Consider the following 23,883-nt stretch of genomic DNA (forward strand, 5'->3'; position numbering starts at 1 on the left):
CGTGCAGGTGTTGCCGCAGCAGCGAGAGGCAGGCGACGTGGTTTCGTGGAACTGCGCAGCAGTGTCGCAGCGTGTACGAACGAGGGAATGCGCAGATGGACGAGCGGTTATCGTCGACAGCATCGCGAAGATTCATGCGAACAATCGGCTGGCTGCAGCGACACCATGCAGCGGGGATCTGGACGCCATCACTGAGTCTTCGCCCAATCGAGCGCCGCCTACAACACATCGCAAGCCGGTGTTCGCCGAGTTTCGACGACACGATTGGAACGGTAGTGCAGGCGTGCTGCGACATCCACTCACAACAGGATGCGCTAGCCCGCAAGCAGCCCCAACCAGGCAGATGCTGCGCGCTCGCCCGCACCACGGTGTCCCGGCCTATGCTGGCGTATTGCTAGCCACAAGGAGTTGCCATGCAGTTGCCGTGGGGTATGCGCATCACCGTCCTCTGCCTGCTCGCACTGTCCGCCGCCACGCCCGCACGCGCGGCGCAGGTGCGCATTGCGCAGGAAGCAGACGGCTATCGCCTGTTGGTGGATGGCGCCCCTTTCGTGATCAAGGGCGCCGGTCTGGGCAATGGCAGCATGGAGACGCTGGCCGCACGCGGTGGCAACGCATTGCGCACCTGGCGCGTGGACGCTGACCCGCAACGCCAGCGCGCCATGCTCGACCGCGCGCAGCGCAATGGCTTGAAAGTGGCGGTCGGCATTGAGGTCGGCAACCAGCGACATGGCTTCGATTACGACGATGCGGCCGCCGTGCAGCAGCAACTGCAGCGCATCCTTGCGCAGGTGCGGCAATCGGCGGCGCATCCGGCGGTGTTGATGTGGGTGGTCGGCAACGAGCTCAATTTGGATTACACCAATCCCAAGGTGTGGAACGCGGTCGGCGAGATCGCCCAGGCGATCCACGCCGTCGATCCGGACCACCCGGTCACCACCACGTTGGCCGGCTTCGACAAACAGCTGATCGACCAGCTCAAGACGCGCGCACCGGCATTGGACCTGATTGCCGTGCAGCTTTACGGCGATATCGCAGCGCTGCCGCAGAAACTGCGCGATAGCCAGTGGCATGGCCCCTACGTGGTCACCGAGTGGGGCCCCACCGGGCATTGGGAATCGCCGACCACCCGCTGGGGCGCACCGATCGAAGACGACAGCACGCGCAAGGCGCTGTTGCTGGAACAGCGTTACCGCACCTACATCGCCAGCGACACCCACCAGGGGCTGGGATCGTTTGTATTCCTGTGGGGCGACAAGCAGGAGCGCACGCCCACCTGGTATGGCCTGTTCCTGCCCTCGGGCGAAGCCACGCCCAGCGTGGACACGTTGCAACTGCTGTGGACCGGGCAGTGGCCGGCCACGCGTGCGCCAGCGGTGTCGGCGCTGATGCTGGATGGCCAGCGCGCGACCGACAGCGTGAGTCTTCACCCGGGCCAGACCGTCACCGCGAGCGTTCACGCCAGTGGCACATCCGTATTGCGCTACGACTGGCATGTGCGCACCGAAAGCACTGCGCGCAGCATCGGCGGCGATCCCGAGACGTTGCCACCGCTGGTCGATGCCAAGCTTGAGCCGGCTCCCGCTGGTGATGATCGCAACGGCGTGCCTGATATCGGCGGCGCGGTCCGCCTGACCGCGCCATCGCCAGGCAACTACCGCTTGTTCGTTGAAGTCCACGACGACGCCGGCAGCGCCGGTTACGCCAATCTGCCGTTCCGCGTACTGCCGTCGCATCCAGCATCGGTGCAGCGCGAATCGGAACTGCCGCAACCAAATATGCATTCATCGCGATGAAGCGATATTATGCCCGCACGATCTGCCGGACCTGCCGCGATGACGCATCTCAGTTTCGAGTTCTACCCGCCCAAAACCGATGACCAGCGCGCGCAACTGGACCGCACCGCAGCCAGGTTGAAGGGCTACGCGCCAGAGTATGTGTCGTGCACCTTCGGCGCTGGCGGCTCAACGCTCAGCTACACCTCCGAAACGGTCCGCCACCTCAAGCAGAAGCATGGCTTCGAAGCGGCACCGCATCTGTCCTGCGTCGGCGGCAGCCGGCAGGAGATTCGCGAACTGCTCAAGTTGTACCGGGCGATCGGCTGTACCCGCATCGTCGCGCTGCGTGGCGACCTGCCCTCGGGCATGGGCCATCCGGGTGACCTGCGTTACGCCTCGGATCTGATCGCCTTCATCCGCGCCGAGCATGGCGATGCATTTCGTATCGAGGTGGGCGCCTATCCCGAGACCCACCCGCAAGCGGTCGACGCCTTGAGCGACCTGCGCTATTTCAAAGCCAAGGTCGATGCCGGTGCCGATGCGGCGATTACGCAGTATTTCTACAACGCCGATGCCTACTTCCATTTCCGCGACGCGGTACAGCGCATGGGCGTGGAGGTGCCGATCATTCCCGGCATCATGCCGATCTCCAACTTCTCACAGTTACGTCGATTTTCCGAACAATGCGGCGCAGAGATTCCGCGCTGGATCGGCAAGAAGATGCAGTCCTACGGCGACGACGCTGACGCGGTGCGCGCGTTTGGCGCAGAAGTCGTGGCGGCCTTGTGCCAGCGCCTGATCGCGGGCGGCGCGCCGGCATTGCACTTCTACACGCTCAATCTAGCCAAACCGACCACACAGGTGTTGCAGCTGCTCGGGCGCTGAGCGTCTGCCTCGGATGGCGGTGCGCGCTTGGAGAGGTACGGCGCGCGTGCAGCTGGCCGGCCTTGCAGCACAAGAGCGCATCTCGCGCGCCACAGCCGCAGGCTTGGGTCGCAACGCGGGCTGCCGACATTGACTGCGACACAGCCAGTCGTCACCCAGCGCCAGCGCACGTGTCTCTCGCCAGCTCACACGCGCCCGGCTACGCTGCGCTGATGCCTCGCCTTCTGCCCCTGCTGCTATTGCTCTGCGCCTGTCCCGCCGCACGTGTGCACGCGCAGGAGATCCATCGCTGCGTCTCGCCGGACGGGCAAACCATGTTCACCGATCGGCGCTGCGAAGACGTTGACGCGGCCAGCCGCGCGCCGCCGGCCATCCGCCCGCAGGGCGATACCGGCCTGTATCGCTACGGCTGCCCGCGGCGGCTGAGCGAACTGGTGTCGTTGCTGCAATTGGCGGTCGACAGCCGCGACGTCAACCGCCTGTCCAGCCTGTATCTGTGGAGCGGGCAATCCGATGCCGCCGCCAATCGGGTGCTGAGCCGGCTGGAGGCCATCGTGCAGCGTCCGTTGCTGGAGATCGTGCCGATGTATCCGCAAAGCGACACCCCGACCTGGGAGGCAGACACCAGCGCATCCACACCGTCGCTGGATGGCAGCACCATCGATGCACCACTTCCGACCCCGCCCAGCCGCCCGCGCCCCTGGGGACTTCGGCTGGAACAGAACCTCGCCAGCGGCACGCCTGCGCGCAGCGTGCTGCGGCTGCGCCGGCAATACAACTGCTTTTGGGTGACGTTTTAGCGCCCTAGGTGTATCGCCCGGTTGCATGGGATCGCAGCAGGATGGCCGAACACCACCAGCGTCATTGCGGTCATTGCGGTCATTGCGGCCATAGCGACCGAATTGCCGCGATGCCCTGCGCCCCATGCGAACGCGCCTCGCGCACATCTTCAACCTGCATGCCGCCAAGCGCGTAGAGCGGCAGCGAGACCTGTTCGCGCAAGGTTTCGAAACCGTCCCATCCGATTGGTGTGGCGCCCGGATGCGATGCGGTGGCCTGCACCGGCCCCAGCACCGCGAAGTCGCAACCGATCCGTTGTGCGTGGCGCAAGTCGTCCAAGCCATGGCAAGAAGCCGCCACTGGTTGTTCTGCCGGCAGCGGGCGTTCCTGCAAACCAGCCAACTGCTCCGATCCCAGATGCACGCCGATGCCAAGCGCGCTGGCCAGCGCGATATCGCGATTGAGCAGCAGTTGCGCGCGCGCGCGGCCACGCAAGCGCATGACCTGCTGCAACAGCGCTTGCCAACGCGCAGGCGCAAGATGCCGCGCACGCAGCTGGATCCGCGTAATGCCGTTCTGCAATGCGCGCTGCAGGCCTTCCAGCCAGCGCACATCATCCTCCGGTTCGGGCGTGATCAGGTAACGGTCGGGCTGACGCAGCACGCCCACTACCGGCACGTCAGCAGGCGGCATCGAATAGCGGGCCAGCTTGTCTGCCACCACCCAGGTCATGGCCTGACCTTCGCGGCCGCGCGGGCTGCCCTTCCAGGCGGTGATGTGACGCACTTCCAGACGCAGTCGCTTATCCGCATACAGCTGCGGCACATCCATCACCCAGTCGCCCACCTGCGCCTCGATGCCGAGTTCTTCGTTGAGCTCGCGCACCAACGCCTGTTCGGAGGTTTCGCCAGGCTCGCGCTTGCCGCCCGGGAATTCCCACAGGCCAGGCATATCACGGGTTTCGGTACGGCGGGTCAGCAGGATGCGTCCGCGGGGGTCGGTGATCACGCCGGCAACGACGTGAATGGATCGAAGAGAATCGGGCATGTAACAAGAGTGCCGCGAGTGAGCGGTTCAACGCAATCGCTTGAGGGCGGGGATTGGGGATTCGGGATTGGTCAAAGCGCAGCGCGTGTGCTTCTGCCAATCCCCAATCCCCAATCCCCAATCCCGGCCTACAGCGGCTGCCCGATCCGCCACAGCACACCGCTGGGATCGTGCAGGGTGAAATCGCGCGCCCCCCATGGCCGATCTTCCGGCGCACTAAAGCTCACACCGAATTGCTCATCCAATCCCAGGTCGTGCACGTGCTGCCACCACCCGTCGGCATCGTCCACCCACAGATGCAGCATCAGGTTTTCGGCCAGCTCGCGCAGATAGAAATCCTGCAGCAAGAACGCACAGTGCGCACCGTGCCGAAAGCAGGTCACGTTACCCACCTCGTCCTCCTGCACGAATCCCAGCGCACGATAGAACCGCTGCGACACCGCGTAATCACGCGCAGGCACGAACACCTTCAATTGCTGGCTGGACAGCAGTGCCATGACCGCACTCCACGCAGGACGTGGATCGAGCATACGCTCAGCAGCGGCACCGGCGGAGACGCTTGTATGCGGAAGGCGCCGTTGCCGCCACAAGAGATGGACAACGCTTGGCTGGCCTGCCCTGCCGAGGCCCACCGCAAGACAGCTCGCGGACGCTTCCAGCGTCTATGCGGTTGGTGTCCCGACCTTGCCTGGCAACGATGCAAGCCATGCCTTCGCAGGGAGTTGGCCAAAGGCGGCGAAACCTGAGCGTAGCCTCGCACCCGGTCTGCGATATCCCCTTTCCTGCTCAAGACCGCCTCAGGATCCCATCCGTAAGCAAAGCCCCCTTGGTAAGGGGGCGCGCCAAGGGCGCGGGGATCGGAAGCAAGGACCGTGCACCAGGCGTCCGCTACGCGGATGCCTGGTGTGCAGCCCGCCAGGCGGGCTGCACCACGGTCAACTCAGCATCAGCTGAGTTGACCGTGGCAGTGCTTGTACTTCTTGCCGCTGCCGCACGGGCACGGATCGTTACGGCCGACTTTGGGCTCGTCGCGGGTGACCTGCGAGACCGGGACCGGTGCGTTGCCGCCCTGCATCTGCTCCACTTCCTCGTCGGCGCCGTAGCCGCCCGCCTCCTGGTGCTGGAACTGAGAGGCCATCAAGCGCGCCTGCGCCTGAAGACGTTCCTGCTCTTCCAGTTCGGCCACTTCTTCTTCGCTGCGGATGCGCACGCGCGCCAGCAAATTGATCACCTCGCGCTTGACGTTTTCCAGCATCTCGGAAAACAGCTCGAAGGCTTCCTTCTTGTATTCCTGCTTGGGCTGCTTCTGTGCATAACCGCGCAGATAGATGCCCTGGCGCAGGTAATCCATCTTGGCCAGATGCTCCTTCCAGCCCTGATCGAGCACGGTCAGCATCACATGTTTTTCCAGCGCGCGCATGGTGTCGTTGCCCACGGCCGCTTCCTTCTCGGCGAAGTGCGCATCCACCGCCGTCTGCACCTTGGCGGCGATCTGCTCGGCATCGATCTCTTCTTGCGTGCGCACCATGTCGGTCAGCGACAAGCCCATGCCCAGCTCCGACTCCAGCGTGGCTTCCAGGCCCTTCAGGTCCCACTGTTCGTCGACCGAATTGGGCGGCACGAAGCGCGCGACCAGGTCATAGATCACATCGCCGCGGATGCCATCGACGTTGTCCTTGACCGACTCGGCGTCCAGCAATTCATCGCGCTGGGCGTAGATCACCTTGCGCTGATCGTTGTTGACGTCGTCGAAGTCCAGCAGGTTCTTGCGGATGTCGAAGTTGTGCGCTTCCACCTTGCGCTGCGCCTTTTCGATCTGCCGGCTGACCAGGCGGTCTTCGATGACGTCGTCTTCCTTCATGCCCATCATGCGCATCGCCTTCTGGACCCAGTCCGAAGCGAAGATGCGCATCAGGTTGTCTTCCAGCGACAGATAGAAGCGCGACGAACCCGGGTCGCCCTGACGACCGGCACGGCCGCGCAGCTGGTTGTCGATACGGCGCGACTCGTGGCGTTCGGTACCGATGATGTGCAGGCCACCGGCGGCCTTGACCGCGTCATGACGACGCTGCCATTCGGTCTTGGCAGCGAAGCGCTGGTCGTCACTGATGTCTTCGCCCATGGCATGCAGTTCGGTTTCCAACGAACCGCCCAGTACGATGTCTGTACCGCGACCGGCCATGTTGGTGGCGATGGTCACCGCGCCCGGCTGGCCGGCGTTGGCCACGATGGTGGCTTCGCGCTCATGCTGCTTGGCGTTGAGCACTTCGTGCTTCACCCCGGCCTTGCGCAGGTGCTCGGACAGCATCTCCGAGGTTTCGATCGAGGTGGTACCCACCAGCACCGGTTGGCCGCGCTTGGCGCAGTCTTCGATATCGGCCAGCACCGCGTTGAACTTGCCCTTGCGGTTGAGGAACACCTGGTCCGGATGGTCCTTGCGCACGGTCGGGCGGTTGGTCGGGATCACCACCACTTCCAGGCCGTAGATGCTCTGGAATTCGTAGGCTTCGGTGTCGGCCGTGCCGGTCATGCCGGACAGCTTCTTGTACATGCGGAACAGGTTCTGGAAGGTGATGCTGGCCAGCGTCTGGTTCTCGCGCTGTACCGGTACGCCTTCCTTCGCTTCGACCGCCTGATGCAGACCATCGGACCAGCGACGCCCGGACAGGGTGCGGCCGGTGAATTCGTCCACGATCACCACTTCGCCATCGCGCACGATGTAATCCACGTCGCGCTGATAGATCGCATGCGCACGCAGCGCCGCGTTGAGGTGATGCACCACGCTCAGGTTTTGCGCAGCGTATAGGCCGTCTTCGGCGTTTTCCAGGATGCCGGCCTGCATCAGCAGTTCTTCGGCGTGGCCCATGCCCGCCTCGGACAGATGCACCTGCTTGCCCTTTTCGTCGATCCAGTAATCGCCCTCGCTCTCTTCGCTTTCCTGCTTGGTCAGCTGCGGCACGATGCGGTTGACGCGGATGTACAGCTCCGGCGATTCGTCGGCCGGGCCGGAGATGATCAGCGGGGTGCGCGCTTCGTCGATCAGGATCGAATCGACTTCGTCGACGATCGCGTAATGCAGATTGCGCTGGTAACGGTCGGCGCGCGACAGCGCCATGTTGTCGCGCAGGTAGTCGAAGCCGAATTCGTTATTGGTGCCGTAGGTGATGTCGCTGCCGTAGGCTTCGCGCTTGTCGCCATGCGGCATCCCCGGGTACACCACGCCCACGCTCAGGCCCAGCCAGTTGTACAACTTGCCCATCTGCGCAGCGTCGCGGCGGGCCAGGTAGTCGTTGACCGTGACCACGTGCACGCCCTCGCCCTGCAGTGCGTTGAGGTACACCGGCAGCGTGGCCACCAGGGTCTTGCCTTCGCCGGTGCGCATCTCGGCGATCTTGCCCAGATGCAGCACCATGCCGCCGATCAGCTGCACATCGTAATGGCGCATGCCGAGCACGCGGCGGCTGGCCTCGCGACACACCGCAAAGGCTTCGGGAAGAATCTTGTCCAGGGACTCGCCGGCGGCAAGCCGCTGCTTGAACTCCGGGGTCTTGGCTTGCAGCTCGGCGTCGGAGAGCTTCTCGATCGTCGGCTCCAGCGCATTGATCTGGGTGACGAGGCGGTTGAGCTGGCGCAGCTGGCGTTCGTTACGACTGCCAAAGACACGGGTAAGCAGACTGTTGATCATTGAAGAAACCGGTTGAAAAGGAACGGTTTGACCGACGCCGGTCCCCAAGACCCGGCCGCCGTAAACGAAACAGGGCGCACTGCGCCCTGTCGATGGCAACACCCTATTGTAGCTTGGGGCGGGCCTTCACGAATCAAGCGCGGCCCGCGCCTTCGTCAACCGCGCCCCTGACGTCCTACCGGCGTGGTTTCACCCAGGAATTTGCGCGGATTGACCACGCGCCCGTCCGCCCACACCTCGAAATGCACATGTGCGCCGGTGGAGCGACCACTGGAGCCGGCACGCGCTACCTGCTGGCCGGCGCGCACCAGATCGCCCACCTTCACCACCAGGCGCGAGTTGTGCGCATAGCGGGTCACATAGCCATTGCCGTGATCCACTTCGACCACGTTGCCGTAGCCGCCGCGCACGCCGGCGTAGCTGACCACGCCATCGGCGACGGCCAGCACCGGGTCGCCCACGTTGGCGTGGAAGTCCACACCCTTGTGGAAGGCCGAACCACCGTCGAACGGATCGGCGCGACCGCCAAAGCCCGAGGTGATATAGGTGTTGCGGATCGGCATCCGCGAAGGCACCGAATTCTGCTCGAGCTGATGATCGAACATCAGCGAGGCCAACACATTCAGTTGCTGGCCGGAGGCGGAGAACTGCTGCTCCACTTGCCCGAGCGCCTCCTTGAACTCCTTCACCGGCATGTCGCTGACCGGCTCATCGCCGCCACCGACGCCGACCGGCTCGTCGAAGTCGAACTCGCCGTCCTTCAACTTGCCCATCTCGGTCAGGCGCTCGCCCAACGCGTTAAGGCGGGTGGCCTGCGCCTGCAGCTCGCCCAGACGGGCGGCCAGTGCATTGACCTGTGCCTGCGAGGCGCGCTGCGCCTGGGCCAGCTCGGCCTGTTGCTGCGCAACCTTGGCCTGCAGCGCGGAATTGGTCACCATGCCGGTGGCGGTGCTTGCGCCAACGCCGATCAGCATGCCCAGGCCCAGTACCGCACCAAGCACCACCATCGGCCGATCCGCGGCAAAACCCTGGAACTGTCGGGCCAACCGCTGCGCCCGGGTCTCGCGAGATTTGATTACAACTTTGTTCAACGCCATATGAGTGTCATGTCCAAGCCCAAGTCCAACGCACGCAACCCTTCCGTCCCACAACCGGCCATCGAGGCCGCGTTGGGGGAAAAGGCTGGCGACCCCTTGCGCCGAGCCTTGTGGCTCGATGCGCTGGACCGGCAGTTGCGCCCCCTGTTACCACCTCATCTAGCCACCCGTTGCCGGTTAGCCAATGTCCGAGGCGAACAGCTCGTTTTTCTGGTGGATTCGCCGGTCTGGCATGCCAAGGTGCGGCTTGCCGAAACCCAAATCCTGGATGCTGCCCGATCCGTCGGACTGGAGGCCACTGCAGTGACCGTCAAGACCGCAACCGTGCCGCTGCATTCCCCAACGCAGCAGAACCGCGACCGTCCCAAACCCGTGTCCGAGGCGACGCACAAAGGTTTGCGCGACGCATTGGCTTCCTTGCAGGACGTCTTACCGACCAAGCGGTAAGTCCTCACCGCTCATCCAGAGCGGCCGCCAGTGCGTGAAAGAGTTGCGAAGACCGCGCACGACCCGACGCATCCTAGCGGGCATGTGGCCCGCAGGAGTTAGAGAAACCTTAAATAAATGTTAATAGTGGACCCGAAATACGATAGAGTTCACACTTCATGCGCCAACTAGGGCATTCCCTGACACTACGCGTAGACAGGGCTGGCGTAGGTGACCGGCGGTTGCTCGGTGCCTTCCGGGAAGCTGACCCATTCCCAGGCGGCCTGGTCGGCCAACAGCGCACGCACTAGTTTGTTGTTGAGCGCGTGGCCAGATTTGAAGCCTTCGTAAGCACCCAGGATGGCGCCGCCGGCCAGATACAGGTCGCCGATGGCATCCAGAATCTTGTGCCGTACGAATTCGTTGGTGTAGCGCAGGCCGTCTTCGTTGAGGACGCGGAACTCGTCCAGCACGATGGCGTTGTCCATCGACCCGCCCAGGCCCAGATTGCGCTCGCGCATGTACTCAAGGTCGCGCATGAAACCGAAGGTGCGCGCACGCGAGATTTCCTTGACGTACGCCGAGGTGGAGAACTCGATTTCCTGGCGCGATTGCTTGGCCGGGATCATCGGGTGATTGAATTCGATGGTGAAGCCCAGCTTGTAGCCTTCGTACGGCTCAAAGCGCGCCACCTTGTCGCCCTCGCGCACTTCCACCGCCTGCTTGATCCGGATGAAGCGCTTGGGCTTGCTCTGTTCGACGATGCCTGCCGACTGCAGCAGGAACACGAACGGGCCGGAGGACCCATCCATGATCGGCAACTCGGCCGAGGACAGTTCGACGATGACATTGTCGATACCCAAGCCCGCCAATGCGGACATCAGATGTTCGACGGTCTGGATCTTGGCACCGTTGCAGGTCAGGCCAGTGCACAGCGTGGTCTCGGTGACCAGCTCGGCATCGGCAGGGACTTCGACGATCGGTTCCAGATCCACACGTCGGAACACCACGCCGTGATCGACCGGGGCCGGTCTTAGCGTCATATACACCTTGTCGCCGCTGTGCAGGCCGACGCCGGTGGCGCGAATGGTGTTTTTGAGAGTACGTTGCTGGGTCATATGCGAAGTCTGGCTGAACAATGCAGACAGACGCTGAACCGGCTGTCTAATCCGCTGAGATTATCCGAATTTTAACAAGTCGCGCGTGACGGGAACTGTAATCACCCGGTCACGCTCACAAAAGCTGCCGGATCGGCACCGATCCGGCAGGAATGACATGACATGGCGGTGCAACCCGAAGCGGACTCCGGGGCAGGACGGGCTGCGTCACCGTAGCGACGCCGCCGACGCTCCTTAGTCGGCCTGGCGGCGCAGGAACGCCGGGATATCCAGGTAATCGTTGGGCAGGTCAGCCGCGGGCGCCGAAGAACCGCCGCTGCTGTGGTTGCCGCTGCTGCTGCCGACCGAGTCGCTGCTCGGACGGCGCAGGCCCAGGCCCATGCTGCCGCCAACGGCCTTGGACACCGCATCGCCGCTGGTGGTGTCGAAGTCGCCGAATTCCGGCTGGCCGGTGGTGGCGTTACGCACCAGCTTGATCGGCGCGCGCTGATCCGGACGCTGGCTCTGGCGGGCAACCGCACGGTTCAGGCCGGTGGCCACCACGGTCACGCGCACTTCGTCCTGCATGTCCGGGTCGAGCACGGTACCGACCACCACGGTGGCATCTTCGGACGCGAAGGCTTCGATGGTGCGGCCGATCTCGTCGAACTCGGACATGGTGAAGTCCGGGCCGGCGGTGATGTTGACCAGGATGCCGTTGGCACCGGCCAGGTTGACGTCGTCCAGCAGCGGATTCTGGATGGCGGCTTCGGCAGCGGCCTGCGCGCGATCGTCGCCGCGTGCCGAACCGGTGCCCATCATGGCCAGGCCCATTTCCGACATCACGGTGCGCACGTCGGCGAAGTCGACGTTGATCAGACCCGGACGCACGATCAGATCGGCGATGCCCTGCACGGCGCCCTGCAGCACGTCGTTGGCAGCGCGGAACGCCTGAATCATGGTGGCGTTGCGGCCCAGCACGGTGATCAGCTTTTCATTGGGAATGGTGATCAACGAGTCGCAATGCTGGCTCAGTTCCTCGATGCCCTTCAGCGCGACCTGCATGCGGCGGCGGCCTTCGAACGGGAACGGCTTGGTGACCACAGCCACGGTCAGGATGCCCATTTCCTTGGCCAGCTGCGCCACCACGGGGGCTGCGCCGGTGCCGGTGCCGCCGCCCATGCCGGCGGTGATGAACACCATGTCCGCACCCTGCAGCGCGTCCATGATGCGCTCGCGGTCTTCCAGCGCGGCCTGGCGGCCGACTTCCGGATTGGCGCCCGCGCCCAGGCCCTTGGTGACGTTGGTGCCGAGCTGCAGTTGCAGCTTGGCGCCGCAGTTCTTGATCGCCTGCGAGTCGGTGTTGGCGGTGATGAATTCCACGCCATCGACGTTGGTGTTGACCATGTGTGCGACGGCATTGCCACCGCCACCGCCGACGCCAACCACCTTGATGACCGCGTTGGGAGCCATTTTTTCAATCAGTTCGAAATGTGCCATGTCAGTGTCCTCTTTAGATGCCGTGAATGGGGAATCGGGAATGGGGAATCGGATTGCTCCGTTCGCCAGCCCAACACCCGCATGTCGGCGAATGTTGTTGTTTGAATGCCGGGAATCGGGAGTCGGGAATGGGGAATCGCAACAGCGAATCACCTCCACGCCAACCACTGCTTCCTCGGCGGAACCACAAAAAAACTACGCCCTGCCCGCTCTCACCGCTCTCCACTCAAACCTGTCGCAACCGCTTTGCCTTTGCTTCAACCGATTCTCGAATCCCGATTCCTCAGAATTCGCCGCGATACCAGTTCTTCAATTTCTTGAACAAGCTTCCTGCGCGCCCGGTCGGGATCGACGGGCGACGCGGATGTTCGATCTGGCTACCCATCAGCAACAGGCCCACGCCGGAGGCGTGCACCGGGTTGCCCACGACTTCGCCCAAGCCAGTGACGTGCTGCGGAATGCCCACACGCACCGGCATCTGCAGCATTTCTTCGGCCAGTTCCACCACGCCTTCCATCTTCGACGCGCCACCGGTGAGCACCATGCCGGCGCGCACCATTTCTTCGAAGCCCGAACGGCGCAGTTCGGCCTGCACCATCTCGAAGATTTCTTCGTAACGGCCCTGCACTGCCTGCGCGAGTGCATGACGCGGCATGCGGCGCGGCGGGCGGTCGCCCACCGACGGCACCTGGATGCTTTCTTCGGCGGTGGCCAGCTGCGCCAACGCGCAGGCGTAGCGGACCTTGATCTGCTCGGCTTCCGGCGTGGGCGTGCGCAGCATGTGCGCAATGTCGTTGGTGACGTGGTCGCCAGCGATCGGCAACGAGGCGGTGTGGCAGATCGCGCCCTGCACGTACACCGCCAGATCGGTGGTGCCGGCGCCGATATCCACCAGCACCACGCCCAGTTCGCGCTCGTCGGCGGTCAATACCGCCACGCTGGACGCCAGCGACGACAGCACCAGATCGTCGACCTGCAGGCCGCACTTCTGCACGCACTTGGTGATGTTGGCGGCCGCCGACTGCGCGCACACCACCAGATGCGCGTGCACCTCCAGGCGTACGCCGGTCATGCCGACCGGATTACGGATGCCTTCCTGCGAATCGTCCAGCACGTACTCGCGCGGGATCGCATGCAGGATGCGCTGATCGGCAGGAATGGCCACGGCCTTGGCGGCGTCGAGCACGCGCTCCAGATCGCTCCAGGTCACTTCGCCGTCGCGGATCGGCACGATGCCGGGCGAGTTCTTGCACTGCACATGGTTGCCGGAAATCGATGCGTACACCGAGCGGATTTCGCAGCCGGCCATCAGCTCGGCTTCTTCCACCGCGCGCTGGATCGACTGCACGGTGGATTCGATGTCCACCACCACGCCGCGCTTGAGACCACGCGATTCATGCGAACCGATGCCGATCACTTCGATCGGATTGCCGGGCGAGTATTCGCCGACCAGCGCAACGACCTTGGAGGTGCCGATGTCCAGTCCAACGATGAGGGATTTGTCGCCTTTGCGGTTCATGTATGCAGACTGCGTTGAAGAGTAAATGACGGAAGCGCGCAGGCCAGACGATCGATCAGGCGTTGCGGAACACGGGTGGCGACGGGATGCACGTCCGCAGGCGGCGCGGCGGGCGTGACCGGCGTGGCGCTCTTGGGTTTCTTGCTGTCGTGCGGCGTCTCACCGGGAGCGCGCTCTACGGTAAATCCGTTGGTGTAGCGCAGATCGGCGCGGGCGATCGGGCGCTGCGGGTCGGCCAGCTGCGGCAGCACACGCGCGAAGCGCTGCAGTCGCGCGCGTGCATCGTCGCGGCCGACCACGATCTGCACGCCATTGCTCAGGCCCAGCGACCAGCTGCCGCGGGCGTCCATTTCAAGACGCTCCACATCCAATCCGGTCGGGGCAAACAAGGTGCGCGATTCGTTGTACAGCGCCACCACATCCTGGGTCTTGCTATCGGGCCCACCCAGTTGCGGCAATTTGAAGTCCTTCAACAGCGGCGGCGTACGAAACAGCCGGCCCTGCTCGGACAGCATGCGGTCGGTGCCCCAACGCGCGAACGGCTTGTGCTCGGTCACGTGCACTTCCAGCACGTCCGGCCAGCGCTTGCGCACCTGCGCACTCTCCACCCACGGCAAACGCGCGATGGCGTCCTGCGCCTGCTGCAACTTCACCGCGAAAAAGCCTGCGCGCGCATATGGCAACACCACCGCACGCAATTCTTCGGCCGGCACTCGCTTGAAGTCGCCGGACACACGCAACTTCGCCAGCGGCCAGCGCTCGGCACCGACCCAGCCATTGAGCACAGCCACCACCGGCAGCGCGACCAACGCCAGCGCGAGCAACCAGGCCATAATGCGCAGGGTGGCGTTCATGCGCGCGCTCCGCGCGCGGGAATGGGGAATCGGCAATAGGCAATCGTCAACAGCAGCGCACTGGCTGCTGCCGCTTTTGCGCTTCCCGATTCCCGATTCCCGATTCCCGTCATCACAGCGTCTGCTCCAGCACCCGCCAGACCAGCGTTTCGAAATCGATGCCGAGCTGGCGTGCAGCCTTGGGCACCAGCGAGTGGCTGGTCATGCCGGGAGCGGTGTTGACTTCGAGCAAATACAGCTGGCCGCTGCGGCCATCGCGCATCACGTCCACGCGACCCCAGCCACGGCAGCCGGCGGCACGGAAGGCGTCAAGCGCAAGCTGGCGGATCTGCGCTTCTGCCTCGCCTTCCAAGCCCGGGCACAGGTACTGCGTGTCTTCGGCGATGTACTTGGCGTTGTAGTCGTACCACTGGCCCTTGGGCACGATGCGGATCGACGGCAGCGCGGTCTCGCCCAGAACGGCCACCGTGAGTTCGTCGCCTTCGATCAATTGCTCCATCAACAGCGCGCCGTCGTAACGGGCAGCCAGGGTCACTGCTTCTTCGAGCTGCGCCTGATCGAACACGCGGCTGACGCCGACGCTGGAACCTTCGTTTGCCGGCTTGACGATGACCGGCAAACCGAGCTGTTGAGCAGCGGCGTGAATGTCCTCGGCGCTCGCGCCAGCGGCCAACCGCGCGTAACGCGGCGTCGATAGGCCCAACGACAGCCACACCTGCTTGGTGCGGATCTTGTCCATGCTCAGCGCCGAGCCAAGCACATTCGAGCCGGTGTACGGCACGCCGAAGGCTTCCATCAGACCCTGCACGATGCCGTCTTCGCCGCCGCCGTTATGGCCGTGCAGTACGTTGAACACGCGATCGAACTGCTGTGCGACCAATGCCTTGGCCAACGCTGGAATGCCATCGACCGGCTGTGCATCCACGCCGCGCGCGCGCAGCGCGTCCAGCACGTTGCTGCCGGAATTCAACGACACGTCGCGCTCGGACGAGGTGCCGCCGAGCAGCACGGCGACACGACCAAAGGCGGCCGGATCGCTGGTGCGGGCATTGGCGATGACCGCGCTCATGCCGGCTCTCCGACGAACCCGTTGTTGATGATGTGCTGAGCCACGTAACCGATATCGCCGGCGCCCATCATCAGCAGCAAGTCGCCGTCCTGCAGGACGTCCGGCAACACTTCGGCAAGACCGGCAATCTGGCCGACGACCACCGGCTCGCTGCGGCCACGCGCACGGATGGCGCGGGCCAGTGCACGTGAATCGGCACCCGGAATTGGCGCTTCGCCGGCCGGGTAGACCTCGCTCAATACCAGCGCATCGACGGTGCTGAGCACCGCGGCGAAGGCGTCGAACTGATCACGGGTGCGGCTATAGCGGTGCGGCTGGAAGGCGACGACCAGACGCTTGTCCGGCCAGCCGCCACGCGCCGCAGCGAACACGGCTTCGAGCTCGCGCGGGTGATGACCGTAATCGTCGACCACGCGCACACGTGCGCCGGTGCTGGTGGTGACTTCGCCCAGATCGTTGAAACGACGGCCGATGCCGGCGAAGTTTTCCAGCGCGCGGGCAATGGTCTGCGGCTCCACGCCGAGCTGCCAGCCGATCGCCGCGGCAGCCAGCGCATTGAGCACGTTATGCCGGCCCGGCAGCGCCAACGTCACCGGCGTGGTGGTGCCTTCCGGCAGACGCAGCGTGAAGCGCATGCGCGGGCCGTCCTGCACCACATCTTCGGCGCGCACGTCGGCGTTTTCGCTCATGCCGTAACTCATCACGTGGCGCGGCGTCTTGCCGGCCAGTGCGGCCACTTCCGGGTCGTCGATGCACAGCAGCGCCAGGCCATAGAACGGCAGCCGCTGCAGGAATTCGGCGAATGCGGCCTGGATACGCGCAAAATCGTTGCCGTAGTTCTCCAGGTGATCCGAATCGATGTTGGTGATGACCGCCATCAACGGATTCAGGCGCAGGAAGCTGCCATCGCTTTCGTCGGCTTCGGCGACAAGCCACTGGCCACCACCGAGTTTGGCGTTGGCGCCGGCGGCCAGCAGCTGACCGCCGATGACGAACGTCGGGTCCAACCCGCCTTCGCTCAGCACCGCTGCAGCCAGGCTGGTGGTGGTGGTCTTGCCATGCGTGCCGGCCACCGCGATGCCGCGACGGAAGCGCATCAGCTCGGCCAGCATCGCCGCACGCGGCATGATCGGAATGCGCTGGCTGCGCGCTTCCATCAGCTCGGGGTTGTCGTCGCGAATGGCGCTGGACACCACGACACAATCGGTGCCCAACACGTTGGCCGCCGAATGGCCGCGCATCACGCGCGCACCCAGCTTGGCCAAGCGACGCGTGGCCGCGTTGTCCGAGTTATCGGAGCCGGAGACTTCATAGCCCAGCGTCAGCATCACCTCGGCAATGCCGCTCATGCCGGTGCCGCCGATGCCGACGAAATGCACGCGCGGAAACGCGCGCACCAGATCGCCGCTGTCCTGCAGACGGCGGATCACGCGGCACCTCCGGTGGAGGTGCGAATCGGGAATCGGGAATCGGGAATCGTATGAAGCGAAGCGCCAACGGCGACGGACGCCTGGTCGGTGCGCTTGTCTGCGTGCATTGAGGTGTATTCCTGCGGTTGATCTGAGCTCTGCCTATTCCCCATTCCCGACTCACCATTCCCGGCTTCTTGCAGAATGATGTCGGCAATGCGCTCGGCGGCGTCCGGTTTGGCCAGGGTGCGTGCGGCGTTGGCCATCGACAGGCGACGGGCCGGGTCGGTGAGCAAGGTCTGCAAGACCTGCTGCAGGCGCACGGCCAACGTATCGTTCTGCTTGAGCAGTACGGCGGCGTCAGCGCCGACCAGGTATTCGGCATTGCGGGTCTGGTGATCGTCGACGGCGGCGGCAAAGGGCACCAGCACGCTGCCAATACCGGCAGCGCACAGCTCCGCCAGGGTGGAGGCGCCGGCGCGGCACACGACCAGGTCGGCCCAGGCGTAAGCAGCGGCCATGTCGGCGATGAAGGGTTCGATGCTGGCGTTGACGCTGGCCTGTGCGTACGCCGCCTCGGCTTCGGCACGCAGCTTTTCGCCGCACTGATGGCGCACCGCGACATCCGGATGACCGAGTGCGGCCAATGCTGTCGGCACTGCCTGATTCAACACGCGCGCGCCCTGGCTGCCGCCCAGCACCAGCACGCGTACCGGGCCAGTGCGGCCGACCAACCGGTCCGCCGGCACAGGCAGTGCAGCGATTTCCGCGCGCACCGGGTTGCCCACCGCTTCTTCGCCAGCGAAGCTGCCCGGAAAGCCGGTCAGCACGCGGCGCGCGAAACGCGACAACACCTTATTCGTCATGCCAGGTGCGCGATTCTGTTCGTGCACCAGCAACGGCGCACCGAGCAAGCGCGCAGCCAGGCCACCCGGGCCGGCAGCAAAGCCGCCAAAACTGATCACCGCACGCGGCTGGCGCTTGCGCAGCACGAAGCCGGCGGCGCGCACTGCGCGCATCACCCGCACCGGTGCACCAAGCAACTTGATGATGCCCTTGCCACGCAAACCGCTGATTGCCAGCGTATCGATTGGAATATCGTGCTGCGGTACCAGGCGGGTTTCCATGGCGCCATCGGCACCCAGCCAGGTCACCGGTACGCCCCTCGCACGCAGCACCTTGGCCACGGCCAGCCCCGGGAAGATATGCCCCCCGGTGCCGCCAGCCAGAATCATCACGGGCCGAATCCGCGCAGATGGATGCGCGGGCGTTTGCGAGGCGTTTGCAGAAACGCTCACGCGATCCTCCCGAAGGTCGGTTCCACACGCGGCTGCATGCGGCTGGTGCCGCGCAGGATCGCCGACGCCGGTGCCACCGAAGGCGCTGCAGCTGTCGCCGCTGCCACCGGCGACGGTGCTGCAGCGGTCTCGCGCTGCGGCTTGCGCCCAGCTGCATACGCCGGCGGCACGGATTCGACCACCGGCTCGGCCGGCTCGGACGGTGCAGTACCCGCACCCTGCGGCGACAACTTGCTGCGCAGGCGCTCGGCACGATCCATTTCGTAGGACACGCGCAGCAGCAGGCCCATCGCCATGCAGGTCATCAGCACCGACGAACCGCCGGAGGAAATCAGCGGCAGGGTCAGGCCCTTGGTCGGCAGAATCCCCAGGTTCACGCCGATCGACACGAAGCTCTGCATCGCCACCCACAACCCAATGCCGAAAGCCACGTAGCCGGAGAAATGACGCTTCATTTCCACGCAGCGCATGCCCACCCAGAACGCACGGCCGACCAGCAGCGCATACAGGGACACGACACCGCAGACGCCGATGAAGCCGAGCTCCTCGGCGATCACCGAGAAAATGAAGTCGGTATGCGCTTCCGGCAGGTAATTGAGCTTCTGCACCGAGGCACCCAGGCCCACCCCGATCCACTCGCCACGGCCGATGGCCATGAGCGCATTGGACAGCTGGTACCCCGAGCCGAGCTGATCAACCCACGGATCCATGAAGGAGGTGACGCGCCGCATGCGGTACGGCTCGAAGATCACCAGCGCCACCAGTGCCGGCAGCAGCAGCAGGATCGGCAGGATGATGCGTCCGATCGGGGCGCCACCGAGCACCAGCATGCAGGCAGTGACGCTCAACAGCAGCATCGACGAGCCGAAGTCCGGCTGCAGCAACAGCAGCGCCACCAGAAAGCCGACCACTAACACCGGCTTGAGCATCGCCTGCCAGGTCGCATTGACCTCGTCGCGAAAGCGCACCAGGTAACTGGCCAGCCAGATGATGTAGAGCACCTTGACCGCTTCGACGACCTGGAACCGCGACACGCCCAGGTTGATCCAGCGCCTGGCGCCATTGACGGTGCTGCCCAGGCCAGGCACGAACACCACGATGAGCAGCAGGAAACAGGCCAGCAGCAGCATCTGGTTGTGCTGCTCGATGGTCTTGAGCTCGGTGCGCATCGCCCAGAACGCCAGCCCGATGCCGACACCCAGGAACAGCAGGTGGCGGGTCAGGTAATAGAAGGGGCTGGCTTCCAGCTCGATCGAACTGGAAGCCACCATCACCACGCCCAGCGAGGCGAGCGTGGCCGCGGCCCCGAGCAGCCACGGGTCGTAGCGGCCGCCGATGGCGTCCAGTCGTGTGGCCTGGCGGGACATGTCGTTCATCAGCGCACCTTCAACGTGGCAAGGCCGATCAGCACCAGCACCACCGAAATGATCCAGAAGCGCACGATCACGCGCGGCTCCGGCCAACCCTTGAGTTCGAAGTGGTGATGGATCGGCGCCATGCGGAACACGCGCTTGCCGGTCAGCTTGAAGCTGGCGACCTGGATCATCACCGACAGCGTTTCGATCACGAACACGCCGCCCATGATCACCAGCACCATTTCCTGGCGCACGATCACCGCGATGGTGCCCAGCACCGCGCCCAGCGACAGCGCGCCGATGTCGCCCATGAACACCATCGCCGGATAGGTGTTGAACCACAGAAAGCCCAAGCCTGCCCCGGCGATCGCCGAGCAGATGATGATCAGCTCGCCGGCGCCCGGAATCAGCGGGATTTTCAGGTATTCGGCAAACACCACGTTGCCCGAGGCATACGCGAACACGCCCAGTGCGCACGCCACCAGCACGGTGGGCATGATCGCCAGGCCATCCAGGCCGTCGGTGAGATTCACCGCGTTGGAGAAGCCGACGATCCAGAAATAGGCGATCACCACGAAGCTCACGCCCGCCAGCGGCAGCGCGATCGACTTGAACATCGGAATGTAGAACGTGATCGCCGCCGGTACGTCGGCGGTGTAGTACAGGAACAGACCGGCGGCCAGGCCGAAGATCGACTGCAACAGATACTTCCAGCGCGACTTCAGACCGTTGGGATCGCGCCGCACGATCTTGATCCAGTCGTCGTACCAGCCGATCGCACCGAAGCAGAGCATCACCGCCAGCACCAGCCACACATAACGGTTGCGCAGATCGCCCCACAGCAGCACCGACAAGGTCACGGTCAGCAGGATCAGCGAGCCGCCCATGGTCGGCGTGCCGGCCTTGGAAAAATGCGTCTGCGGGCCGTCCTGACGGATCGGCTGGCCGCCCTTGAACTGGGCCAGCTTGCGAATCACCGCAGGGCCCATCCACAACGACAGGAACAACGACGTCAGCGCCGCCAGGATGCCGCGGAAGGTCAGGTAGTTGAACAGCCCGAACAGGCTCTCCAGTTGCTGCAGCCAACGGGCCAACTCAAGCAGCATGGGATGCGCCCTCCGCCGATGCGAGCAGCGCGGTGACGACGCGGTCCATCGCGCTACCGCGTGAGCCCTTCACCAGGATCGTGATGGAGGCGGCACCCGCCGGGGCGACCGTGGACGGCGATTGCTGTTGGTGAATCACTGCATGTTCCTGCGTATTTCCTGATGCGTGTTGCTGTGTTCGTGTTTCCCGGCTGGCGGCATCGACCAGATCCGCCTGCAAGGCGTCGATCAGCCCGGCATGTGTGGCGAACACGCGGCCACCCTCGCCAAATGCCTGTGCCGCGGCGGCGCTGAGCTCGCCCAGCGCGTACAGCCGCTGCAGCTTGGCGGCGCGTGCGCGACGTCCGGCGGCGGCATGCAGTGCGACGCCTTCGGCGCCGAGTTCGCGCATGTCGCCGAGTACCAGCCAGCCTTCGCCCGGTGCGCCGGCCAAAGCGTCGATGGCCGCATCCAGCGAGCCGGGGTTGGCGTTGTAGCTGTCGTCGATCAGCACCGCGCCGCCCGGCAAGGTCTGTGCGATTTGCCGGCCAGCCACCGGATGCGCCTGCGCCAAACCGGCAGCGATCACCGGCAAGGCGATGCCGGCACCGAGTGCCAGACCGGTTGCCGCCAGGGCGTTGAGCACGTTGTGGCGGCCCGGCAATGGCAGCGCAATCTGCGCCTCACCCTGCGGGGTCACCAAGGTGAACTGCGCAGCGCCAGCCTGCAGTTGCAGCTGACGCGCAGTGATATCGGCACTGATCTGCAAGCCGTAGCGCAAGATGCAACGCCCCTGCACCGGCTGCGCCTGCAACTGCTGCTCGAACCACAGACCAAAAGCGTCATCGGCATTGATCACGGCCACGCCATCGGCGGGCAACGCGGCGTAGATGGCGCCTTTGGTCTGTGCAACGCCGAGCAGGCTACCCAGACGTTCCAGATGGGCGGGCGCGATGTTGTTGACCAGCGCGACATGCGGCTGCGCGATATCGGTGAGATAGGCGATATCGCCCGGCTTGCCGGCGCCCATTTCGTAGATCGCAACGTCGGCATCATCGGGCGCGGCAATCACGGCCAGCGGCAAACCGATCTCGTTGTTGCGGTTGCCCGGCGTGGCGTACACGGTGGTGCCATCCACGCGCCCGGCTTCCTGCAGGATCGACAGCAGCAGCGCCTTGACGCTGGTCTTGCCATTGGAACCGGTCAAGGCAATCACCCGGGTGGCGCGGTCGCGCTGCATGCCGGCCGCAATCCGCGCCAATGCCAGCTCGGTATTTTCCACGACCACCTGCGGCACGCTCAGCGCCGGCAGCAGGCGATCCACCAGCAATCCGCTGGCACCGCGCGCGACTGCGTCGGCGGCAAAGTCATGCCCATCGAAGCGCTCGCCCCGCAGCGCGATATACAGACTGCCATTGGCGAGCGTGCGGGTGTCGTTGCCGACCGCATCGATCATGGCGTCGTCGCCATGCAGCTCGCCACCGGCCCAATGCGCAATCAATGACAGTGGAATGAGCTTCATGGGCGCACTCCCAACACGGTGCGGGGCAGCAGCGCCTGCGCCGCCACGATGGCGTCGTCGAAGGCATGCCGCACGCCGGCAACTTCCTGATATGGCTCGTGGCCCTTGCCGGCAATCAACACGATGTCGGACGCGCTGGCCATGCCGATGGCCTGATGGATCGCGACAGCGCGGTCGCGCTGCACGATGGCGGCATCCGGGCGCGCAAAGCCGCGCAGGATATCGGCCACGATGACGTCGCCATCTTCGCCACGCGGATTGTCGTCGGTGACGATGGCGACGTCGGCATTGAGTTCTGCAATTGCTGCCATCTGTGGGCGCTTGCCGCTGTCGCGTTCACCACCGCAACCGAACACGCAGATCAGCCGGTCCTGCGCATGCGAACGCAGACTGCTCAATGCCTGCTCCAGCGCATCGGGCGTGTGCGCGTAATCGACCACCACCAGCGGTGCGCCATGCGCGCCGCCGAGGCGGTTCATGCGGCCATGGATCGGCTGCAACTGGCCAAGCACGGTGGCGATTTGAGCAGGTACGATGTCCAGCGCCCACAACGCGCCGGCCACGGCCAGCAGGTTGTCCACGTTGAAGCGGCCCAGCAGAGGCGAGTGCACCGGATGCACTTCGCCTTGGATATTCAGTGCGAAGTTGATGCCGTTATGGTCCAGCTGCAGTGCCTGCGCGCTCACACGGGCGTCGGCATGTGCGCGCGAGCTCACGCCGACGGCATGCAGCGCGGGATCGAGCGAAGCGAACAGCGTGCGGCCGAAGGCATCGTCCAGATTCACCACGGCCGATTTCAAGCCAGCACGGGTGAACAACTTGGCCTTCGCGGCGCCGTATTGCGCCATGTCGCCGTGGTAATCGAGATGATCGCGGGTGAGATTCGTGAACACCGCGACGTCGAAATGCACCGCATCCACGCGGCCCTGATCGAGCGCGTGCGAGCTGACTTCCATCGCTACCGCCTGCGCGCCCTCATCGCGCAACTGCGCCAGCAGCGCATGCGTGGGCAGCACCAGCGGCGTGGTGAATCCGGTTGGCACGGCCGCGCCATACAGACCGACGCCCAAGGTGCCGAGCGTGCCGGTGGGCGTACCGAGCAGCGTCAATGCCTGCGCCAGTAACTGCACGGTGGAGGTCTTGCCGTTGGTACCGGTGACGCCGACCATGCGCATTGCATGCGACGGCCGGCCATGAAATTGATCGGCCATCACGCCAAGGCGCGCGCGCAAACCGGGCACGGCAATCGCATCGGCCGGGACCGGCATACCGTCCGGAGCCGGCGGCTCGAACAACACCGCCGTTGCGCCATTGGCGCGCGCCTGTTCGACAAAGCCCAGACCATGCGCACCGAAGCCGGCGATCGCGACGAATGCATCGCCTGGGGCCACCGTACGGCTATCCATCACCAGACCGGAGACCTGCGCGTCTTGCGGTAGCGCCACGTCCGGCAGCAACTGCGAAAGTGCCATAGAGC

19 protein-coding genes are annotated in these 23,883 nt (G+C 64.8%); 4 read left to right on the top strand and 15 right to left on the bottom strand.

Annotated elements, in window-relative coordinates:
- Positions 1-413 precede the first annotated feature (413 nt).
- From XpruCFBP8353_RS07235 to XpruCFBP8353_RS07245, 3 genes are all read left to right on the top strand, one after another.
- Positions 414-1,796, top strand: a complete 1,383-nt coding sequence (locus XpruCFBP8353_RS07235; RefSeq protein WP_101362635.1) for a glycoside hydrolase family 2 TIM barrel-domain containing protein — start codon at positions 414-416, stop codon at positions 1,794-1,796.
- 39 nt (positions 1,797-1,835) lie between these two features.
- Positions 1,836-2,663, top strand: a complete 828-nt coding sequence (gene metF, locus XpruCFBP8353_RS07240; RefSeq protein WP_101362636.1) for a methylenetetrahydrofolate reductase [NAD(P)H] — start codon at positions 1,836-1,838, stop codon at positions 2,661-2,663.
- Positions 2,664-2,833: 170 nt separating this feature from the next.
- Positions 2,834-3,463 carry a hypothetical protein gene (locus XpruCFBP8353_RS07245; RefSeq protein ID WP_101362637.1) on the top strand — a complete coding sequence of 210 codons (630 nt, stop codon included), beginning with the start codon at positions 2,834-2,836 and terminating at the stop codon, positions 3,461-3,463.
- Between the two features lie 79 nt (positions 3,464-3,542).
- Here the strand turns inward: XpruCFBP8353_RS07245 and XpruCFBP8353_RS07250 are convergent, their stop codons facing one another.
- The 4 genes from XpruCFBP8353_RS07250 to XpruCFBP8353_RS07265 form a co-directional block, all read right to left on the bottom strand.
- Entirely contained in the window at positions 3,543-4,490 is a 948-nt protein-coding gene (locus XpruCFBP8353_RS07250) for a Nudix family hydrolase (protein WP_101362638.1), read from the bottom strand.
- A gap of 128 nt (positions 4,491-4,618) precedes the next feature.
- On the bottom strand, positions 4,619-4,987 hold the full coding sequence (locus XpruCFBP8353_RS07255; RefSeq protein ID WP_101362639.1) for a VOC family protein: 369 nt from the start codon (positions 4,985-4,987) through the stop codon (positions 4,619-4,621).
- A 449-nt stretch (positions 4,988-5,436) separates the two neighbouring features.
- Positions 5,437-8,175, bottom strand: a complete 2,739-nt coding sequence (gene secA, locus XpruCFBP8353_RS07260) for a preprotein translocase subunit SecA (RefSeq protein WP_101362640.1) — start codon at positions 8,173-8,175, stop codon at positions 5,437-5,439.
- Between the two features lie 155 nt (positions 8,176-8,330).
- The gene (locus XpruCFBP8353_RS07265; protein WP_101362641.1) at positions 8,331-9,272 is read right to left on the bottom strand and encodes a M23 family metallopeptidase; all 942 of its coding nucleotides are present in this window, start codon (positions 9,270-9,272) and stop codon (positions 8,331-8,333) included.
- Between XpruCFBP8353_RS07265 and XpruCFBP8353_RS07270 the strand changes: the two genes are divergently transcribed.
- Positions 9,273-9,719 (top strand): DUF721 domain-containing protein, encoded by a 447-nt coding sequence (locus tag XpruCFBP8353_RS07270; protein ID WP_101362642.1) that lies wholly within the window; start codon positions 9,273-9,275, stop codon positions 9,717-9,719.
- A 185-nt stretch (positions 9,720-9,904) separates the two neighbouring features.
- On the opposite strand, the gene lpxC is transcribed toward XpruCFBP8353_RS07270, so the two are convergent.
- The 11 genes from lpxC to XpruCFBP8353_RS07325 form a co-directional block, all read right to left on the bottom strand.
- Positions 9,905-10,816 (bottom strand): UDP-3-O-acyl-N-acetylglucosamine deacetylase, encoded by a 912-nt coding sequence (lpxC, locus tag XpruCFBP8353_RS07275; protein ID WP_101362643.1) that lies wholly within the window; start codon positions 10,814-10,816, stop codon positions 9,905-9,907.
- Positions 10,817-11,050: 234 nt separating this feature from the next.
- The gene (gene ftsZ / locus XpruCFBP8353_RS07280) at positions 11,051-12,295 is read right to left on the bottom strand and encodes a cell division protein FtsZ (protein WP_101362644.1); all 1,245 of its coding nucleotides are present in this window, start codon (positions 12,293-12,295) and stop codon (positions 11,051-11,053) included.
- A gap of 283 nt (positions 12,296-12,578) precedes the next feature.
- Complete coding sequence (gene ftsA / locus XpruCFBP8353_RS07285) at positions 12,579-13,814, bottom strand: cell division protein FtsA (protein WP_003485272.1); 1,236 nt, start codon at positions 13,812-13,814, stop codon at positions 12,579-12,581.
- Complete coding sequence (locus tag XpruCFBP8353_RS07290) at positions 13,811-14,668, bottom strand: cell division protein FtsQ/DivIB (protein WP_101362645.1); 858 nt, start codon at positions 14,666-14,668, stop codon at positions 13,811-13,813. The genes ftsA and XpruCFBP8353_RS07290 overlap by 4 nt, the downstream gene beginning before the upstream one ends.
- Positions 14,669-14,780: 112 nt before the next feature.
- Complete coding sequence (locus XpruCFBP8353_RS07295) at positions 14,781-15,737, bottom strand: D-alanine--D-alanine ligase (RefSeq protein WP_101362646.1); 957 nt, start codon at positions 15,735-15,737, stop codon at positions 14,781-14,783.
- Positions 15,734-17,167 carry a UDP-N-acetylmuramate--L-alanine ligase gene (murC, locus tag XpruCFBP8353_RS07300; protein WP_101362647.1) on the bottom strand — a complete coding sequence of 478 codons (1,434 nt, stop codon included), beginning with the start codon at positions 17,165-17,167 and terminating at the stop codon, positions 15,734-15,736. Before murC ends, XpruCFBP8353_RS07295 begins: the two co-directional genes overlap by 4 nt.
- A complete protein-coding gene (gene murG / locus XpruCFBP8353_RS07305; RefSeq protein ID WP_101362648.1) occupies positions 17,164-18,444 on the bottom strand; it encodes an undecaprenyldiphospho-muramoylpentapeptide beta-N-acetylglucosaminyltransferase in 1,281 nt (426 codons plus the stop codon). The genes murC and murG overlap by 4 nt, the downstream gene beginning before the upstream one ends.
- The gene (ftsW, locus tag XpruCFBP8353_RS07310) at positions 18,441-19,820 is read right to left on the bottom strand and encodes a putative lipid II flippase FtsW (protein ID WP_101362649.1); all 1,380 of its coding nucleotides are present in this window, start codon (positions 19,818-19,820) and stop codon (positions 18,441-18,443) included. The genes murG and ftsW overlap by 4 nt, the downstream gene beginning before the upstream one ends.
- Positions 19,820-20,905 (bottom strand): phospho-N-acetylmuramoyl-pentapeptide-transferase, encoded by a 1,086-nt coding sequence (gene mraY / locus XpruCFBP8353_RS07315; RefSeq protein WP_005991584.1) that lies wholly within the window; start codon positions 20,903-20,905, stop codon positions 19,820-19,822. The genes ftsW and mraY overlap by 1 nt, the downstream gene beginning before the upstream one ends.
- Positions 20,895-22,406: a UDP-N-acetylmuramoyl-tripeptide--D-alanyl-D-alanine ligase gene (locus XpruCFBP8353_RS07320; RefSeq protein ID WP_101362650.1), complete on the bottom strand. Its 1,512-nt coding sequence runs from the start codon at positions 22,404-22,406 to the stop codon at positions 20,895-20,897. Before XpruCFBP8353_RS07320 ends, mraY begins: the two co-directional genes overlap by 11 nt.
- Positions 22,403-23,878: a UDP-N-acetylmuramoyl-L-alanyl-D-glutamate--2,6-diaminopimelate ligase gene (locus tag XpruCFBP8353_RS07325; RefSeq protein ID WP_162301002.1), complete on the bottom strand. Its 1,476-nt coding sequence runs from the start codon at positions 23,876-23,878 to the stop codon at positions 22,403-22,405. Before XpruCFBP8353_RS07325 ends, XpruCFBP8353_RS07320 begins: the two co-directional genes overlap by 4 nt.
- Positions 23,879-23,883: the final 5 nt, after the last annotated feature.

Source organism: Xanthomonas prunicola (assembly GCF_002846205.1).
Taxonomy (GTDB): Bacteria; Pseudomonadota; Gammaproteobacteria; order Xanthomonadales; family Xanthomonadaceae; genus Xanthomonas; species Xanthomonas prunicola.

Bases quoted from the DNA above. Each gene is read 5' to 3' on its own strand.
- XpruCFBP8353_RS07235 (WP_101362635.1), top strand. From the start codon at position 414: ATGCAGTTGCCGTGGGGTATGCGCATCACCGTCCTCTGCCTGCTCGCA.
- metF (WP_101362636.1), top strand. From the start codon at position 1,836: ATGACGCATCTCAGTTTCGAGTTCTACCCGCCCAAAACCGATGACCAG.
- XpruCFBP8353_RS07250 (WP_101362638.1), bottom strand. From the start codon at position 4,490: ATGCCCGATTCTCTTCGATCCATTCACGTCGTTGCCGGCGTGATCACC.
- XpruCFBP8353_RS07255 (WP_101362639.1), bottom strand. From the start codon at position 4,987: ATGGCACTGCTGTCCAGCCAGCAATTGAAGGTGTTCGTGCCTGCGCGT.
- secA (WP_101362640.1), bottom strand. From the start codon at position 8,175: ATGATCAACAGTCTGCTTACCCGTGTCTTTGGCAGTCGTAACGAACGC.
- XpruCFBP8353_RS07265 (WP_101362641.1), bottom strand. From the start codon at position 9,272: ATGGCGTTGAACAAAGTTGTAATCAAATCTCGCGAGACCCGGGCGCAG.
- XpruCFBP8353_RS07270 (WP_101362642.1), top strand. From the start codon at position 9,273: ATGAGTGTCATGTCCAAGCCCAAGTCCAACGCACGCAACCCTTCCGTC.
- lpxC (WP_101362643.1), bottom strand. From the start codon at position 10,816: ATGACCCAGCAACGTACTCTCAAAAACACCATTCGCGCCACCGGCGTC.
- ftsZ (WP_101362644.1), bottom strand. From the start codon at position 12,295: ATGGCACATTTCGAACTGATTGAAAAAATGGCTCCCAACGCGGTCATC.
- ftsA (WP_003485272.1), bottom strand. From the start codon at position 13,814: ATGAACCGCAAAGGCGACAAATCCCTCATCGTTGGACTGGACATCGGC.
- XpruCFBP8353_RS07290 (WP_101362645.1), bottom strand. From the start codon at position 14,668: ATGAACGCCACCCTGCGCATTATGGCCTGGTTGCTCGCGCTGGCGTTG.
- XpruCFBP8353_RS07295 (WP_101362646.1), bottom strand. From the start codon at position 15,737: ATGAGCGCGGTCATCGCCAATGCCCGCACCAGCGATCCGGCCGCCTTT.
- ftsW (WP_101362649.1), bottom strand. From the start codon at position 19,820: ATGAACGACATGTCCCGCCAGGCCACACGACTGGACGCCATCGGCGGC.
- mraY (WP_005991584.1), bottom strand. From the start codon at position 20,905: ATGCTGCTTGAGTTGGCCCGTTGGCTGCAGCAACTGGAGAGCCTGTTC.
- XpruCFBP8353_RS07320 (WP_101362650.1), bottom strand. From the start codon at position 22,406: ATGAAGCTCATTCCACTGTCATTGATTGCGCATTGGGCCGGTGGCGAG.
- XpruCFBP8353_RS07325 (WP_162301002.1), bottom strand. From the start codon at position 23,878: ATGGCACTTTCGCAGTTGCTGCCGGACGTGGCGCTACCGCAAGACGCG.